14 protein-coding genes and 2 pseudogenes are annotated in these 15,343 nt (G+C 37.0%); 4 read left to right on the top strand and 12 right to left on the bottom strand.

The genetic code is table 11. The features are described 5' to 3' along the window. Positions 1–164: 164 nt before the first annotated feature. The 8 genes and pseudogenes from HMPREF0381_RS04795 to ppdK all read right to left on the bottom strand — a co-directional run bounded on the left by HMPREF0381_RS04795 (position 165) and on the right by ppdK (position 8,024). A complete protein-coding gene (locus tag HMPREF0381_RS04795) occupies positions 165–650 on the bottom strand; it encodes a PcfB family protein (protein WP_008750766.1) in 486 nt (161 codons plus the stop codon). An 86-nt stretch (positions 651–736) separates the two neighbouring features. After that, a complete protein-coding gene (locus HMPREF0381_RS04790; RefSeq protein WP_008750765.1) occupies positions 737–1,540 on the bottom strand; it encodes a KilA-N domain-containing protein in 804 nt (267 codons plus the stop codon). A 222-nt stretch (positions 1,541–1,762) separates the two neighbouring features. Then, positions 1,763–2,821 carry a DUF6017 domain-containing protein gene (locus tag HMPREF0381_RS04785; RefSeq protein WP_008750764.1) on the bottom strand — a complete coding sequence of 353 codons (1,059 nt, stop codon included), beginning with the start codon at positions 2,819–2,821 and terminating at the stop codon, positions 1,763–1,765. A 16-nt stretch (positions 2,822–2,837) separates the two neighbouring features. Continuing rightward, positions 2,838–3,716 (bottom strand): annotated as a pseudogene (locus tag HMPREF0381_RS04780) (ParB/RepB/Spo0J family partition protein). After that, positions 3,709–3,846, bottom strand: a pseudogene (locus HMPREF0381_RS14495) (ParA family protein); the annotation flags it as partial. The pseudogenes HMPREF0381_RS04780 and HMPREF0381_RS14495, both read right to left, overlap by 8 nt. A gap of 293 nt (positions 3,847–4,139) precedes the next feature. Then, entirely contained in the window at positions 4,140–4,550 is a 411-nt protein-coding gene (locus HMPREF0381_RS04775; RefSeq protein WP_008750760.1) for a hypothetical protein, read from the bottom strand. A gap of 254 nt (positions 4,551–4,804) precedes the next feature. Next, on the bottom strand, positions 4,805–5,239 hold the full coding sequence (locus HMPREF0381_RS04770) for a hypothetical protein (RefSeq protein WP_008750759.1): 435 nt from the start codon (positions 5,237–5,239) through the stop codon (positions 4,805–4,807). A gap of 151 nt (positions 5,240–5,390) precedes the next feature. Next, on the bottom strand, positions 5,391–8,024 hold the full coding sequence (ppdK, locus tag HMPREF0381_RS04765) for a pyruvate, phosphate dikinase (RefSeq protein WP_008750758.1): 2,634 nt from the start codon (positions 8,022–8,024) through the stop codon (positions 5,391–5,393). A gap of 214 nt (positions 8,025–8,238) precedes the next feature. On the opposite strand from ppdK, the gene HMPREF0381_RS04760 reads away from it, so the two are divergent. From HMPREF0381_RS04760 to HMPREF0381_RS04745, 4 genes are read left to right on the top strand one after another with little or no spacing between them, the layout of a single operon-like run. Continuing rightward, on the top strand, positions 8,239–9,450 hold the full coding sequence (locus HMPREF0381_RS04760; RefSeq protein ID WP_008750756.1) for an FprA family A-type flavoprotein: 1,212 nt from the start codon (positions 8,239–8,241) through the stop codon (positions 9,448–9,450). Between the two features lie 56 nt (positions 9,451–9,506). Beyond that, positions 9,507–10,223, top strand: coding sequence for an AzlC family ABC transporter permease (locus HMPREF0381_RS04755; RefSeq protein ID WP_008750755.1), 717 nt, complete (start codon positions 9,507–9,509; stop codon positions 10,221–10,223). Beyond that, positions 10,202–10,531, top strand: coding sequence for a branched-chain amino acid transporter permease (locus HMPREF0381_RS04750; protein WP_008750754.1), 330 nt, complete (start codon positions 10,202–10,204; stop codon positions 10,529–10,531). Before HMPREF0381_RS04755 ends, HMPREF0381_RS04750 begins: the two co-directional genes overlap by 22 nt. Before the next feature lie 8 nt (positions 10,532–10,539). Beyond that, positions 10,540–11,814, top strand: a complete 1,275-nt coding sequence (locus HMPREF0381_RS04745; protein ID WP_008750753.1) for a glutamate-5-semialdehyde dehydrogenase — start codon at positions 10,540–10,542, stop codon at positions 11,812–11,814. Positions 11,815–11,869: 55 nt separating this feature from the next. Here HMPREF0381_RS04745 and HMPREF0381_RS04740 read toward each other — a convergent pair whose 3' ends face one another. The 4 genes from HMPREF0381_RS04740 to HMPREF0381_RS04725 all read right to left on the bottom strand — a co-directional run bounded on the left by HMPREF0381_RS04740 (position 11,870) and on the right by HMPREF0381_RS04725 (position 15,340). Further along, a complete protein-coding gene (locus HMPREF0381_RS04740; protein WP_008750752.1) occupies positions 11,870–13,066 on the bottom strand; it encodes an N-acetylmuramoyl-L-alanine amidase family protein in 1,197 nt (398 codons plus the stop codon). Between the two features lie 163 nt (positions 13,067–13,229). Continuing rightward, positions 13,230–13,796: a DUF1836 domain-containing protein gene (locus HMPREF0381_RS04735; protein WP_008750751.1), complete on the bottom strand. Its 567-nt coding sequence runs from the start codon at positions 13,794–13,796 to the stop codon at positions 13,230–13,232. 46 nt (positions 13,797–13,842) lie between these two features. After that, positions 13,843–14,094 (bottom strand): hypothetical protein, encoded by a 252-nt coding sequence (locus tag HMPREF0381_RS04730; RefSeq protein ID WP_008750750.1) that lies wholly within the window; start codon positions 14,092–14,094, stop codon positions 13,843–13,845. Between the two features lie 34 nt (positions 14,095–14,128). After that, positions 14,129–15,340 (bottom strand): cofactor-independent phosphoglycerate mutase, encoded by a 1,212-nt coding sequence (locus tag HMPREF0381_RS04725; protein WP_008750749.1) that lies wholly within the window; start codon positions 15,338–15,340, stop codon positions 14,129–14,131. Positions 15,341–15,343 lie beyond the last annotated feature (3 nt).

The following is a 15,343-nucleotide window of genomic DNA, read 5'->3' as shown; positions in this document are numbered from 1 at the left end:
TCCGCCTATATAACTTCTAATATGTGCTGATAGGATGTTTCCTGGATAAAATAAAAAGAGATAAGGTAAGTTTTGAATTACAAACTTTTTCTTATCTCTTATATAAAATATATTTTTTATATCTTTTAGTGTTGCTTCTAATATCCTCGTATTTACCCCTCCTTCTACAAACTCTGCTCATTAAGTTTCTCCTTGATTTTATCTTTCTTTGGTGCATTTTTAACCTTTTCTTTGAATTGATTTAGTTTACCCATTACCGATTCTCTTTTCTTATTCTTTCCGGCAGATTTTTCTACTGCTTCCTTAAACGCCTGCTCCATGACCTTTTCATCCTTTGCCTGAAAGAAGATGATATTATTTCCTGTAGTAAGATCTTTTTTTATACTGAATTTTACTCCGTTTTTATTTAGGTCTCTTTTTAAGCCTTTAAAATCAAGGTCATTTAGTTCTAAGGTTTCAACCTTCCCTTTCTTCACCAAATCTTTTACAGTTGTCGGTTTCTTTTCTTCTATAAACTCCTTTAGACTTTTCCCTTTTTTGGCTGCCATATTTAACATTTTCTTCATAAGATCTATTACCATTTTAGCTGTCCTTATGTTTCCTCTTTCTACCATGGCAATAACCTGTCCGCTTACTTCTTCATTGATCAATAGTCCACCTCCTTCATTTATTACAAGAAAAAAGGTGGTTAGATGTTACTCTAATCACCTTTTACAGGATTCTTTTAAGATTCATTTTACTTCAGCTTTTTTACATTTTCAGCTTCAGATAATATTTTCATCTGCTCAATTGCAATAGAATTCAATTTTTCCAATCTGTCCGACTGTTTCATCCCTTCATTTATAAATACTGCATTTAGATTTTCAAGATTAGAAAGGCAAACGAGCTGAGATATATCCGCATAATCTCTGATATTTCCCTTTAAATTTGGATTTTCATCTCTCCATTCCTTTGCAGTCATTCCAAACAAAGCCATATTCAAAATATCAGCCTCATTTGCATAAATAAAGTTAATTTTTTCCTTCGGCAGTTTTTCAGGTATAAGATTATTCTTTATAGCATCAGTATGAATCCTATAATTGATTTTTGCCAAATTTCTTTTTATATCCCAACCGAGCTTCTTTTGTTCTTCTTCTTTTAAGCGTTCAAATTCTTTTATTAAATACAACTTAAAGTATGGGGATACCCAAGAAGCAAATTCAAAAGCAATATCTTTATGTGCGTAAGTTCCTCCGTATCTTCCTGCTTTTGCAACAATACCGATAGAATTGGTTTTTTCTACCCACTGTTTTACCGATAAAACAAAGCGATTCAGTCCGGCTTCATTTTTAATTCCCTCGAATTCGAGGGAATTAAAATCAGGATTATACATTTCCTCCCAAATACCTAAAAACTCTATGGTATTTTTATTTCTTAGCCACTTCTCGATTAAAGCTAAACCGTTTTCAATGTTTCTTACCATATCAGTTAAAGAAATATAATCTTTATCATCTATGGATATAATGCTGATTTCAGATCCTTCAACATTTATTTTAGACACAAAATCACCTCTCAATTCTTAAATAAATTATAACTATTATACCATTTCCCCACTGCAACCTTTATGTCGTCATACCTTATAATCTTCGCTTATCTGTACCTTTTTTCTTCCTTCCCACTTCTGGACATTATGACCAGAAGTTATAAAAAAGCATATACACAGTTTCTTTATATATCTTGTATTTTATTCTACACTACAATCAAAAGCAATAACAGCATTACCTTAAATAATATCCTTTTTACACCAGCCTCCTCCATACATATCGTGATTTACTTCCTGCTGATAAAAATGATTTATTGTAGTGGTTGCATTATAAAGTGCTGTAATAATATATGCCTTGATATTTGTGATTTTAGTGGCTGTATTCTTCATACAGTCAATCACATATTCCAAATGACTGCCCTCCAGTTTCAAAAATCTTGATTTCACAAGCTCATATGGATATTCTTCTCCGGCTACCCTGATTGTTGGACGCCTCACACAGACTACCTCACATATTACTTGAAACAGTTCATCATAGAGTTCTTTTTCTCCATAATTATCATATTGCATGTGATGATTATAACTGATATTTTCTTTGATCAGTTCTATGCATTTCTGTACATCATCTATCACATCATTCTTCTCTGAACCGGATTGAATGATAGGATTGATATAACTCTCCTCAATATAGTTTAAATCAGTTTTATTATATTTAGTATAATTAGGGTTCGATTCTCCAACTTCTTGAGTTTCGATTTCCGAACTTCCAAAGGTTTGATTTTCTGACTTCTTGAGGTCTGATTTTCCGACTTCTTGAAGTCCTGTTTTCTGACTTCTTGAAGTTTGATTTTCCGACTTCCTGAAGTCCGATTTTCCGACTTCAGTGATTTTATCAGTGTTTACTACCTCTTTTTTATCTACATTTCCCTCCGACGAAGCAAAATTCTTGACATATATAATATCCGGTCTACCCAATCCTCTACGAACTTTCTCTACCAGACCAATTCCCTTAGTATTATCCAACTCTGCAAGAACCTTAACAGCCTTTTCCTTTCCACATCCCAAATCTTCCATAATACTATTTATGGTATATATAATATATGCTCTGTTATTATCATCGAACCATTTATTTTTTATAGATAAGGACATACGATCAAGCATCAGACCATATAAAAGTTTTGCATCACTTGATAATTTCTTAAATCGTTCATCCTTAATAAGCAAGCGAGGAACTCTATAGAATGAGAACTGCTCTGCTTCAATCCCATAATAATAATCCAGTTGTAATATTTCACTCATTCCCGGCTCCTCCTTTCTACTGAGTATTCTTCCAGTTATCCAATAACTGATAAATAATGTTCTCTATTTCTTTCCTGCTATATGTTACAGGGAAGTAACTGTTTATACGCTCTGCTTTTATAACAACCTTTCGTTCCACAGTTTTCTCTTTTTCAAGCAACATACGAACCATCGGAAATGTAAGCTCCCCTTTTTTATCGCTTTCCTTAAGCATGGCACTCTGCAAAGTTGAAATAATAATATTTGTTTCCTGTATTACAGCCAAAACCCATTGCTGTGCATCCTCTGATAAAAATGATAAATCAACTGCCTGCATGATGCCTATTTTCTTTGTATCCACCATATCAAGCAACTCATCCGCCAAGCGTGAAATCCATATGTATCTCTGAACAGTCTTTGCACTCTCTCCTGCCGTTTCTCCAAGTTCTCCAAGTGTAAGTCCGCCTGCTTTACTTCCCTGATGCTTCATTGCATCATATTTCATTCTATATGCCTTTGCTTTCTCGCTTGGCAGAATATCCTCTCGCTGAATATTAGAATCTACCATAATAATTATAGCTTCATCATCTGTATAATCACGAATAAACATCGGCATTGTAGAAAGTCCAACCATTTCACAAGCATATTTTCTACGATGTCCGGCGATAATTTCGTAACCGCCGCCTTTCATCGGTCTTGCAATACCCGGCATCAATACCCCATACTCTCTTATACTTTCAATCATTTCTTGCATCTTTTAATCATCCAATACCTTAAACGGATGTTCTTTGAACCCTTGAAGTTCTGTTAATGCAATTTCCTGTACTTGCTCTATTCCTGACTGTGGCTGCTCAATCCCGAATAAATCATCAAAGCTGTTAAGCTTTACCTTTGTGGCACTTCCTGTCTTATTCATTGCAAAGCACCTCCTTTGTCAATGACTGATATGCACTTGCCACTTTCCCATTCGGATCGTGCTTGTATATGCTCACACCTTCCGCAGAAATTTCCGCTGCCCTTACCGACATAGGGATACTGTTTTTAAATTATGTTCATTGCAGACATCCCATAAAGAAGCTTTAAATGACTCCTTTGTTACCTTCCATTCACCAAGAATGGCCCATAGTTCCAAATGCACAAAACATATATTCACATTTTTTCACTTTTCATTATTTTCACATCTACTGTTAAATCAACTCCAAATATTTCAACATTTTCATCTTTCTTTTGTTCATGAAATTACTTTTATGCGTTCACTTTACTATCTTGCCTATACGTTAAAAACACCATCAAAAAGCCCTGTGACAATTTGTCATAGGGCTAATCTAATTCATTTACCTTACAAAAGTCTCCAGGGGCAGCCCCTTCTGAGGTGCAAATCGCATTTAATATTACTTAATAAAATATAAGAAATCTCAGTTTTATCACTATATGGTTTTTGTTTTCCACAATTATTAAGCTGATTTATAAGAACAGTCAAACTTGTTGCTCCCGTTTTATCCCCATATTTGTTCCAAAGATCACCAACTGTTATTCTGTCGTAAAAACCTTCAAAAGTTCCAATGCCTACAACTTCTTTTCTCCCCCCCATATCAACCAACATCAAAAATGCGTCACCTTTTTTAATATCTTTTGAAAAATTATCCGTGGTATTCGTTCGCCAAAACGCAACACTATCTTTTTCAGATAATTTCAAATCCGATACATGCTTATACCATTCTAAATTTGTTGCATAAATTGCATACTTCATAAAAATAACCTCCGTATTTTTCTTTTTTGTATTTTAAGTACTTTTAGGACTTATTTTACTTATAATTTATCATACTATTAACAACTTGTCAAGTATAACTGCCTTCAAATTTAGAATCAACGTAATAATACTCTCTGTATTCTACAATATTGTTTGACTCAAATAGTGAAGCTATTATAGCATTAAGCTGAGCTACACTCCTCTTTTATTATAATATATACTCTAAGTAAACTTTTTATCCAACATTTTATAAACTACTTCCCCAATCGCTCTTCAATAAACGCATTATCAATCTTTTCTGTACGTGCACTCACCGAACTTTTTATTATTTCTACAATTTTTGTATTTTTAACCTTTATATAAGCTTGGACTAATGCCTTAAACTCCTGCATTGTTAAGCCCAATTGGCGACAGCATTTGTCACGTACACTATTTTCACTGATTTCATATTCTGATGCAACTTGTGAAAATGCTCTGCTAAATTCAACACCATTAGAAACATGTCTTATCACTTCACAAATCTGAAGAATTCTAGCGGATGGCTCTAATGGTATATCTAGTTCCTTAAGGTCCACTCCGTTTAAACTATCAATTTTACCCTGACTTTGATTCAATAATGCTTTAGCAAAATCTGTTGCTTCTAAGATAAACCTACCATTATCTTCATATATTTCAAATAATTTTTTCATTAGAATTTCCTCCTGATAAACATAATTATATATTCCTATAAGTACTTATTAGACTTATAGTACTTATATTATCATGTATTTCTTTCAATGTCAAATTAAAAAGAGCAGATGCTTTCGCATCTGCTCTCTATCAACTATATTCAAATACTTCCTACTTAGCCTTTTCTGCAATAGCTGCCTGTGCTGCCGCAAGTCTTGCAATCGGCACTCTAAACGGTGAGCAGCTTACATAGTCAAGACCGATCTTATGGCAGAACTCAACTGATGAAGGATCTCCGCCATGCTCGCCGCAGATACCTACATGAAGCTCAGGTCTTGCCTTCTTACCAAGCTCGATAGCCATCTTCATAAGCTTGCCTACGCCGACCTGGTCAAGCTTAGCAAACGGATCGTTCTCAAAGATCTTCTTGTCATAGTACGCATTAAGGAACTTACCTGCATCATCTCTTGAGAAACCGAATGTCATCTGTGTAAGGTCGTTTGTACCGAAACAGAAGAACTCAGCTTCCTTGGCAATCTCATCAGCTGTAAGACATGCTCTTGGAATCTCTATCATTGTACCTACTTCGTACTTGATGTCTGAACCTGCTCTTGCAATCTCCTCATCAGCTGTCTTTACAACGATATCCTTAACGAACTTAAGCTCCTTAGCGTCGGATGAAAGCGGAATCATAATCTCAGGCTTAAGGTTCCAATCAGGATGAACCTTAGCTACATTGATAGCGGCTCTGATAACAGCCTTTGTCTGCATAACCGCAATCTCAGGATATGTTACTGCAAGACGAAGACCTCTGTGTCCCATCATAGGGTTAAACTCATGAAGTGAAGCAATGATAGCTTTGATCTGTGCTACACTCTTTCCCTGAGTATGTGCAAGCTTCTCAATCTCGGCTTCCTCTGTAGGAACGAACTCATGTAGAGGCGGATCAAGGAATCTGATAGTAACAGGATTACCCTCCAAAGCCTCATACAGTTTCTCAAAATCTCCCTGCTGTACAGGCAAGATCTTCTCAAGAGCTTTTTCTCTCTCTTCTACAGTATCTGAACAAATCATCTCTCTGAATGCGTCTATTCTTTCACCCTCAAAGAACATATGCTCTGTACGGCAAAGACCGATACCCTCCGCACCAAGCTCTCTTGCCTTCTTTGCATCTGCCGGTGTATCCGCATTTGTACGAACTTTAAGTCTTCTGTACTTATCGGCCCAGCTCATGATTCTTCCGAACTCACCTGCTATCTGTGCTTCTCTTGTAGCTATAGCACCGTCATAAATATTACCTGTTGTACCGTCAAATGAGATAACATCTCCCTCATGGAATGTCTTTCCGCCAAGTTCAAACTGCTTGTTCTCCTCATCCATAACAATCTCTGACACACCTGATACACAGCAGGTACCCATACCGCGAGCAACAACTGCCGCGTGAGATGTCATACCGCCACGAACTGTAAGGATACCCTGTGAAGCCTTCATACCTTCGATATCCTCAGGTGATGTCTCAAGTCTTACAAGAACAACCTTCTTTCCCGCATCTGCCCATTCCTTAGCCTCTTCAGCTGTAAATACAATCTGTCCGCTTGCTGCACCCGGTGAAGCCGCAAGACCCTTGCCGATAGGTGTAGCCTTCTTAAGTGCCTCCGGATCAAATGTAGGGTGAAGAAGTGTATCAAGGTTTCTTGGCTCTATCATAGAAACAGCCTTAGCCTCGTCAATCATACCCTCATCTACAAGGTCACATGCAATCTTAAGTGCGGCAAATGCCGTTCTCTTACCGTTTCTTGTCTGCAACATATAAAGCTTTCTGTTCTCGATAGTAAACTCCATATCCTGCATATCTCTGTAGTGGTCCTCAAGCTTATGACAAATATCAACGAACTCATCATAAACTTCAGGCATTACCTGCTTTAACTGGTCGATATGCTGTGGTGTACGAACACCTGCAACAACATCCTCGCCTTGTGCGTTCATAAGGAACTCACCCATAAGCTTCTTCTCACCTGTAGCAGGATCTCTTGTAAATGCAACACCTGTACCTGATGTGTCACCCATATTACCGAACGCCATCATCTGTACATTAACTGCTGTACCCCATGAATAAGGGATATCATTATCACGACGATATACATTTGCACGAGGGTTATCCCATGAACGGAAAACGGCCTTAATAGCCTCAACAAGCTGCACTTTAGGATCTGAAGGGAACTCCTCTCCGATCTTTGCTTTGTACTCGGCCTTAAACTGATTTGCAAGTTCCTTTAAATCTTCAGCTGTAAGCTCCACGTCCTGCTTAACACCCTTTTCCTTCTTCATCTCATCAATAAGAGCCTCAAAATACTTCTTACCGACTTCCATAACTACATCTGAGAACATCTGGATGAATCTTCTGTAGCAATCATAAGCCCATCTTGGGTTACCTGACTTCTCGGCCAAAACCTCTACAACCTCTTCATTAAGACCAAGGTTTAAGATAGTGTCCATCATACCCGGCATAGATGCTCTGGCACCTGAACGAACTGAAACTAAAAGTGGATTTTCCTTATCACCGAATTTCTTTCCTGTGATCTCTTCCATCTTGTTGATATGATCCATGATCTGACCCATAATCTCATCATTGATCTTCTGGCCGTCCTCATAGTACTGTGTACAAGCCTCTGTTGTAATTGTAAATCCCTGTGGTACAGGCAGACCGAGATTTGTCATCTCTGCAAGGTTTGCTCCCTTACCGCCTAAAAGATTTCTCATTGTTGCATTACCTTCTGTAAAAAGGTATACCCACTTATTTGCCATGTGAAAACCTCCATATGTATTTTCCTGTATTTTCCGTTCATTATTATACCATACTCATATAATATAGCAAAGCATAAAAAGAAAATTATTTATCACAAAATAAAACTTTATAAAATTGTATATTATAAAAATCTTGCAAATAAAAACTTTTGCTTTATACTATAGTAAGTTGATTAATTGAAAAGATATTTATATCATTGTATATGGAGGAATTATGCATCAGGAACAATGTATTAAGGATAATTTATATTATGTAGGAGCCAGTGACAGAAGACTGAGACTTTTTGAAAACGCCTACCCTATTCCTTATGGAATGTCTTACAACTCCTATCTTATATTGGATGAAAAGACAATACTCTTTGACTCTGTAGATAGAACGGTTGAGGGCGTATTCTTTGAAAACTTAAAAGCAACCCTTGGTGACAGACCCCTTGACTACTTGGTAATAACACATATGGAACCGGATCATGCGGCAACTCTTGGTGACCTTTTGAATATGCATCCTGAAATGATGATAGTCGGTAATGCCAAAATCAAGGCAATGATCGGTCAATTCTTTGACTTCTCACTTGATCACAGATTTCATGAGGTAAAGGAAGGTGACAGTTTAAGTACAGGTGAGCATAGCTTCAAGTTCTTCTTTGCACCGATGGTTCACTGGCCTGAGGTAATGATGGTATATGATGAAAAGCTGAAAGTACTTTTTTCTTCAGATGCTTTTGGAAGTTTCGGTGCATTGTCAGGAAATATTTTTGCAGATGAGCTGAACTATCAGTCCGAGTGGAATTCCGAATCAAGAAGATACTACGCAAATATTGTCGGCAAATTCGGTCTACAGGTTATGAATATCTTAAAGAAACTTTCAGATCTGGATATTGAGATTATTTGTTCACTGCATGGTCCGGTATTCAGAACAAAAGAAGATGTTCAGGCTTGTATAAAGAAGTACCGGACTTGGGGTTCATATACTCCTGAAAATGATGAGGTGGTAATCTATTCAGGTTCCGTATATGGACATACTGAGGAGTTTGCAACTCTGCTTGCCACTCTTTTGGCAAAGAGGGGTGTCAGAAATACTAAAGTATATGATATTTCTTCAATTGATGTTTCTTACCTGCTGTCAGAGGCATTCAGGGCAAAGGTACTTGTATTTGCCGCTTCTTCTTACAATGGCGGAATATTCACACCTATGGAAAATTTCCTTATGGATCTGGTAGCACATAACTTCCAAAACAGAGATGTATTTGTAGTTGAAAACGGCTCTTGGGCACTTACAGCCGGAAAGGGAATGCGTGAAATTATCGGTCAGTTAAAGAAGGTAAATATAGCGGAGGAAACTATAAGTATTAAGTCACTCTTAAAAGATGCACAGTATGCCGATGCGGTTGCTATGGCAGACAAGATTGTTGAAGATTTAAAGAAATAAGTAAAACATTGTATACCCACAAAATGTGGGTATGCATTTTTCTTTTTAGGAGTTTTATGTACAAACAAAACAAAATAAAGTCGGCATTCTTTGCAGCCTTTCCAAATACCATACCTATATTGGCGGGATTTTTATTTTTAGGTATGGCTTACGGCATATATATGAATCGTTCAGGCTTTAACTTTCTCTACCCGATGTTTATGAGTGCTGTAATATTTGCCGGCTCTGTGGAATTTGCCACTGTTTCATGGTTGCTTGGAAGCTTTGACCCTATAAATATATTTTTCCTTACTCTTATGATAAATGCCAGACATCTGTTCTACGGGCTGTCAATGCTTGAAAAGTACAATATTCCGGGAATTAAAAAATACTACTTAATATACGGAATGTGTGACGAGTCTTTCTCCATAAATGCCACTGCCGATATACATAAAGACATTGACAGGGGATGGTTTATGTTTTTTGTAACTTTACTGAACCAGTTTTACTGGGTGGCAGGTGCCACTTTAGGGGGCATATTCGGAAGCTTTATTCCATTTGATACTAAAGGCATTGATTTTGTTATGACCGCACTGTTTGTAGTAATATTTTTAGAGAATTGGCCGAAAGAAAAAAATCATATTGCTTCTATTGTGGGACTTACGGTATCCTTTATCTGTCTGATTATATTTAAAGGTACAAACTTTATAATACCGTCAATGTCGGTTATCCTGGCAACTCTTACACTGATACGTGAAAGGCTTAAGAATCTATGTGTACAATACAACATATAATCATCATTGCTGTCGTGGCAATAGCGACTATGATTACCAGATTTTTACCGTTTATAGTTTTTCCCGCAAATAAGAAAACGCCAAAATATATAAAGTACCTTGGAAAGGTGCTTCCGGCTGCCGTACTTGGACTTTTAGTTGTATATTCTCTTAAGGATGTATCTGTGTTTAGTGGAAACCATGCAATTCCTGAAGCTGTTTGTATTGCAGTTACGGTTTTTCTTCATTTTTGGAAAAGACAGATGATTTTGTCTATATCTGCCGGTACAATACTTTATATGGTACTGGTACAATCAGTTTTTAAATAAGGAGAGTTATGAAAGAATTAGCAAAAAAAGTAAAAGCAGACTCATTTTTGCTTATGGCAAGCAGCAATGAGATAAGAAATAAATGCTTAAAAAACATTATTGATAATTTGAATAAAGATAAAGAACATATATTGGCGGAAAATAGGAGGGATATAGAAAATGCCCGTCTTGAAAATATCCCGGATTCTATCCTGTCAAGGCTTTTGTTTGACACACATAAGATGGACACCGTAACAGCCGGTATAAAAGATCTTATAAAGATGCCCGACCCTATCGGCAAAATCACTTTAAAAAGAGAGTTGGATAAGGGCTTAGTTCTTACCAGAACCACTACCCCTATCGGCGTTATCGGTGTTATATTTGAGGCAAGACCTGACGCATTGGTTCAAATTGCTTCACTATGTATAAAAAGCGGTAATGCCGCCATACTGAAAGGTGGCAGTGAGGCATTGCTTACAAACAGAGCATTATTTGAAAGTATAAAAAGAGCTGTTAAGGAGTCAAATCTTCCTGAGAATATACTTGTTCAACTTGAAGCCAGAAGTGATGTGGGTGAACTGCTTTCCTGTTGTGAATATGTGGATTTGCTTATCCCAAGAGGCTCAAATTCATTTGTAAAATATATTATGGACAATACAAGTATTCCTGTAATGGGGCATGCTGACGGCATCTGTCATACCTATATAGATGAAGAATTTGACCTTGACAAATCTATAAGGATTTTGGTAGATGCCAAGACACAATACCCTTCCGCCTGCAATACTACAGAAACTTTATTGATTCATAAAAACGCTGTAGCCGGACTTTTCCCAAGCCTAAATACCGCTTTTAAGAGTGCAAAAATCAAAGTATTTGCACATGAGAATATAATAGACAAATTTGACAATGCTGTTTTAGCTACAGATAAGTCTTTTCATACGGAGTATCTTGAAAAAACCGTCAACGTAAAGACGGTAGACAGTATAGATGAGGCAATAAATCATATCAATACCTACGGCTCACATCATACAGATGCTATACTCACAAATATAGATTCAAATGCGGACTATTTTATGAACAGGGTTGACTCTGCAAATGTATACAAAAACTGTTCCACCAGATTTGCAGACGGATTCAGATACGGCTTCGGTGCTGAAGTAGGTATCAGTACGGGAAAGTTACATGCCAGAGGACCTGTGGGGCTTGAAGGACTTTGTACCTACAAGTATAAACTATATGGAAACGGTGATATTGTAGCAGACTATGCGGAAGGCAAAAAAGAATTTCATTTTAAAGATTTATAAAAAGACCGGGGTCTTCACCCCGGTTTTTATCATCTTAAGCTGTATGTTAAGCTTCCTATCTTATCCAGGCACCGTTGGCACCCAGTCTGAATGAATCAATTGTAGTATTTGTAGCCATAAATCCTGTACCCGGATAGAAGTAATACCAATTTCCGCTAATCTGTGTCCACTTTTCACACATTGCACCGTTACTGTCCAAGTAATAGTACTTACCGTCACTGCTGTGAAGCCATGTGTTGCTAAGCATCTTACCTTTCGGTGTCTCGGCATTCAAGTAATACCACTTACCTCCTGACTGCTGCCAGCCCGTTGTCATCTGACCACGTGAGTTCAAATAGTAATACTCTCCGTCTCTCTTTTGCCATCCTGTAAGCATTCTGCCCGAGTCATCAAACAGATACCACTTATCTCCGATATATTCCCATCCGTTCATCTTCAGGCTGCCGTCCGGAAATCTGAAATACCATGCATCACCTGACTTGCTCCAGCCCACATTGCTTCCTGCCTGACCTGAAGAATTATTATTGCCCTTTGAAACATTGCTCTCATCTAAGTAAAATTCATCTGAAGTCACCCATTCGGAACTTCTTCCATAGTCATTGTCACCATGTGCCACGGATCTAATTCTGAACTTATATGTACCCTTCTGTGTCATATCGTTTCTAAAGCTGTAACTGTTTCCCTTATAATTCTCCACCTTGGCAACCTGTGTACTGCCACGAAGAAGTACCAAATCATAGTATCCTGAAGTTCCTGAAGGCTCATTCCATTCGGCAATGCCGATGCCGCTGTCCTTCCACTCAACATCATCAGGTTGTTCATAGCTTCCCTTTATCGGATTCAGCTTTACAGCCACTATCAAGTCGCCGTTTTTCTTGGAAGATGACAGATACTTTCCACCTGTTACACTTATATTGGATGCCGAATAAGTCCCCTTAAAGGCATAATCGCTTGAAGCCTCTAATGTCACCTTAAGCTTTATCTCATCTCCTATATTAAGGCGAGTCTTACCGCTTGTAATCTCCGCATCCACTACACTGAATCTGTCCGATGTGGTATATATATTGATATCCCCGCCTGAGTTTCCTCCATAGTTGATACTGAGTGAGTCCGTGTTGTCTCCAACACCTAAATTTGTATTTATTTTTATTCCGACCGAGCTTATAGTCTTATTCGCCGCATATACAGGCATTGCCGCAAATGCGCATACTAAAACAGCTCCAAGAATTGCTAATTTCTTAGCCAACCTCATACATTCCTCCTTATATTTTTGCAGTTAAACTGCTGTTATACCTTAAGTATATTTAATTTAAGGAATTATGTATAGTTAAAATTTTCTTACTAATTCATATCTTTTATATTCATGCCTTTTATATATTAGTGTATATAATATCTCAGATATTTTGGTTCTTATATCATATTTTATTTAAAATATACTCTATAAGATGCTGTTTAAAATACACTTCTAATACAATATCTGATAAAAATGTGAATAACTCAACATTTTCACTATTAAAGTCTTTTGCCTTTCTTTTTGCAGACTCAAGTCTGTTTTTTAAATCTGATATAATTTCATCTTTCTTATCAGCCTCAATACTGACTAAAATATCATACAGCTTTGAAAGTGAACCGTCTTCCCTTTCAAAGCTTTCATATATGCTTAAATTACAAAGGCTTTTGATATCTGAAAATGAAAGTACATTCTTATAAAAATATATAAGTATAAGTAACATCACATGATGCTTTGTATATTTTTTTTTATCGGAAGGCGGCAAAAGTTTATTCTTGGTATAGTTATTGATCATAGTCTTTGTAAGAAGCTTGTCATCCTCCTCTTTCTTAAAACCTTTCAGCTTCTCATCTATAAAACTTGTCATCTGATCCATATACAATGTAATATCAGGAATATCCTCCGACTTTACAATATCAAGCTTTTCAAAGTGCTTTATCATATCATTTATAATTTCAATATTAGTTTCCATAACATTAGTATATAGTAATAAAAACTATATATCAAGTCTATAAATATCAGCATCCTTCTTTTAACAGCAATATACTCTTTATCAATGCTATAGCCGATACAATAAAACATACAATGCTTAATACAAATAATATCGGTTCATTTATAACAGGAATATCCGTCATATAATTCATATTGCTCATTACTACAAATGTCAATGACCGACTGATAAAGTTGGTACTTAACAATATTATACCGCTTAAGAAAAAAACACCAAATATTCCAAATCCGAACGCTACATTAAGTTTATTTCTTTCCATACCTGCCCTCCATTATTAACAGTTCATATTTTATCTATAGATTCTGTATATCATTATTTATAAATTTTGTCAATAAAGTGTACCCGTCTTCTATGAAGATGCCGCTCTTGCCGGCATTCTTTTCGCTATATACTTCAGCACTTTTCTTCTCATCATTTGATCTGTAAATCTTAAACGGAACAGGATCTGAAGAATGAGTCCTTGTCTCTATAGGTGTGGGATGATCGGGCATGATAAGCATTGCAAAATCCTCACCTGCATCTTTAAGTGCCTGACAAAGAGGTCCTACAATATTTTTATCAATCCTTTCGACCGCCGAAATCTTTCCTTCTATATCACCATGATGTCCACATTCATCAGGTCCTTCAAGGTGAATATACACAAAGTCATTGCCGTCCTTTAACAATGTATTTTTGGCGGCTTCAAGCTTTCCCTCATAATTTGTATCAAGTGTACCTGTTGCACCTTCTACATCAATACTCTCCATACCTGCACTTATTCCTATACCCTTTATAAGATCAACTGCGGAAATCACAGCACCTTTCAGACCTGTCTTTTTATAGAAGTTATCTATCCTCGGCTTAGTACCCTCACCCCAAAGCCATATTGAGTTTGCAGGATTCTTGCCTTCCTTTATCCTTTTAAGATTTACAGGATGATTTTTTAATATATCATAGCTTCTTTCCATAAGACCGAAAATTTTATCATTATCCGGCAAGTACTCACCTGTCACCTTGTCCGAGATATCATGTGGCGGTGTAAGATTAAGCCCTGTCCGCCCTTTATCCCATATAAGACAATGTCTGTATGATATACCGGGATAGAACTTAAACTCACTGTTTCCCAGTCCCTCTTCTACAGCTTTTATAAGTTTTTTTGCTTCTTCCGTTGATATTTCACCTGCTGAATAGTCAAGCATTTTCCTTTTGCTTATATCTTTTTCATCTGAGAGTGTAACAAGGTTACATCTGATTGCCACATCACTATCTTTCATCTTTATTCCGATACTTACCGCCTCAAGCGGTGAGCGTCCGGTATAGCACTCCAACGGGTTATATCCCATTACGGCAAGATTAGCCACATCACTGCCGGGCTTTAGAGTATCCGGAACTGTTTTTACCATTCCCGTTATTCCCTTTAACCCGTCAATATTCGGCTTCTTAGCCACATCAAGTATCGTTCTGTTACCAAGTTCTTTGATATCTCTGTCGGCCATTCCGTCCCCAAGTACTACTATATACTTCATAAT

This window comes from Lachnoanaerobaculum saburreum DSM 3986 (assembly GCF_000185385.1).
Taxonomy (GTDB): domain Bacteria; phylum Bacillota; class Clostridia; order Lachnospirales; family Lachnospiraceae; genus Lachnoanaerobaculum; species Lachnoanaerobaculum saburreum.
The sequence above is the reverse complement of the archived record's forward strand: the minus strand, read 5'-3'. Positions and strand labels throughout refer to the sequence as shown.

Bases quoted from the DNA above. Each gene is read 5' to 3' on its own strand.
- HMPREF0381_RS04785 (WP_008750764.1), bottom strand. From the start codon at position 2,821: ATGAGTGAAATATTACAACTGGATTATTATTATGGGATTGAAGCAGAG.
- HMPREF0381_RS04775 (WP_008750760.1), bottom strand. From the start codon at position 4,550: ATGAAGTATGCAATTTATGCAACAAATTTAGAATGGTATAAGCATGTA.
- HMPREF0381_RS04770 (WP_008750759.1), bottom strand. From the start codon at position 5,239: ATGAAAAAATTATTTGAAATATATGAAGATAATGGTAGGTTTATCTTA.
- ppdK (WP_008750758.1), bottom strand. From the start codon at position 8,024: ATGGCAAATAAGTGGGTATACCTTTTTACAGAAGGTAATGCAACAATG.
- HMPREF0381_RS04760 (WP_008750756.1), top strand. From the start codon at position 8,239: ATGCATCAGGAACAATGTATTAAGGATAATTTATATTATGTAGGAGCC.
- HMPREF0381_RS04755 (WP_008750755.1), top strand. From the start codon at position 9,507: ATGTACAAACAAAACAAAATAAAGTCGGCATTCTTTGCAGCCTTTCCA.
- HMPREF0381_RS04750 (WP_008750754.1), top strand. From the start codon at position 10,202: ATGTGTACAATACAACATATAATCATCATTGCTGTCGTGGCAATAGCG.
- HMPREF0381_RS04745 (WP_008750753.1), top strand. From the start codon at position 10,540: ATGAAAGAATTAGCAAAAAAAGTAAAAGCAGACTCATTTTTGCTTATG.
- HMPREF0381_RS04740 (WP_008750752.1), bottom strand. From the start codon at position 13,066: ATGAGGTTGGCTAAGAAATTAGCAATTCTTGGAGCTGTTTTAGTATGC.
- HMPREF0381_RS04735 (WP_008750751.1), bottom strand. From the start codon at position 13,796: ATGGAAACTAATATTGAAATTATAAATGATATGATAAAGCACTTTGAA.
- HMPREF0381_RS04730 (WP_008750750.1), bottom strand. From the start codon at position 14,094: ATGGAAAGAAATAAACTTAATGTAGCGTTCGGATTTGGAATATTTGGT.
- HMPREF0381_RS04725 (WP_008750749.1), bottom strand. From the start codon at position 15,340: ATGAAGTATATAGTAGTACTTGGGGACGGAATGGCCGACAGAGATATC.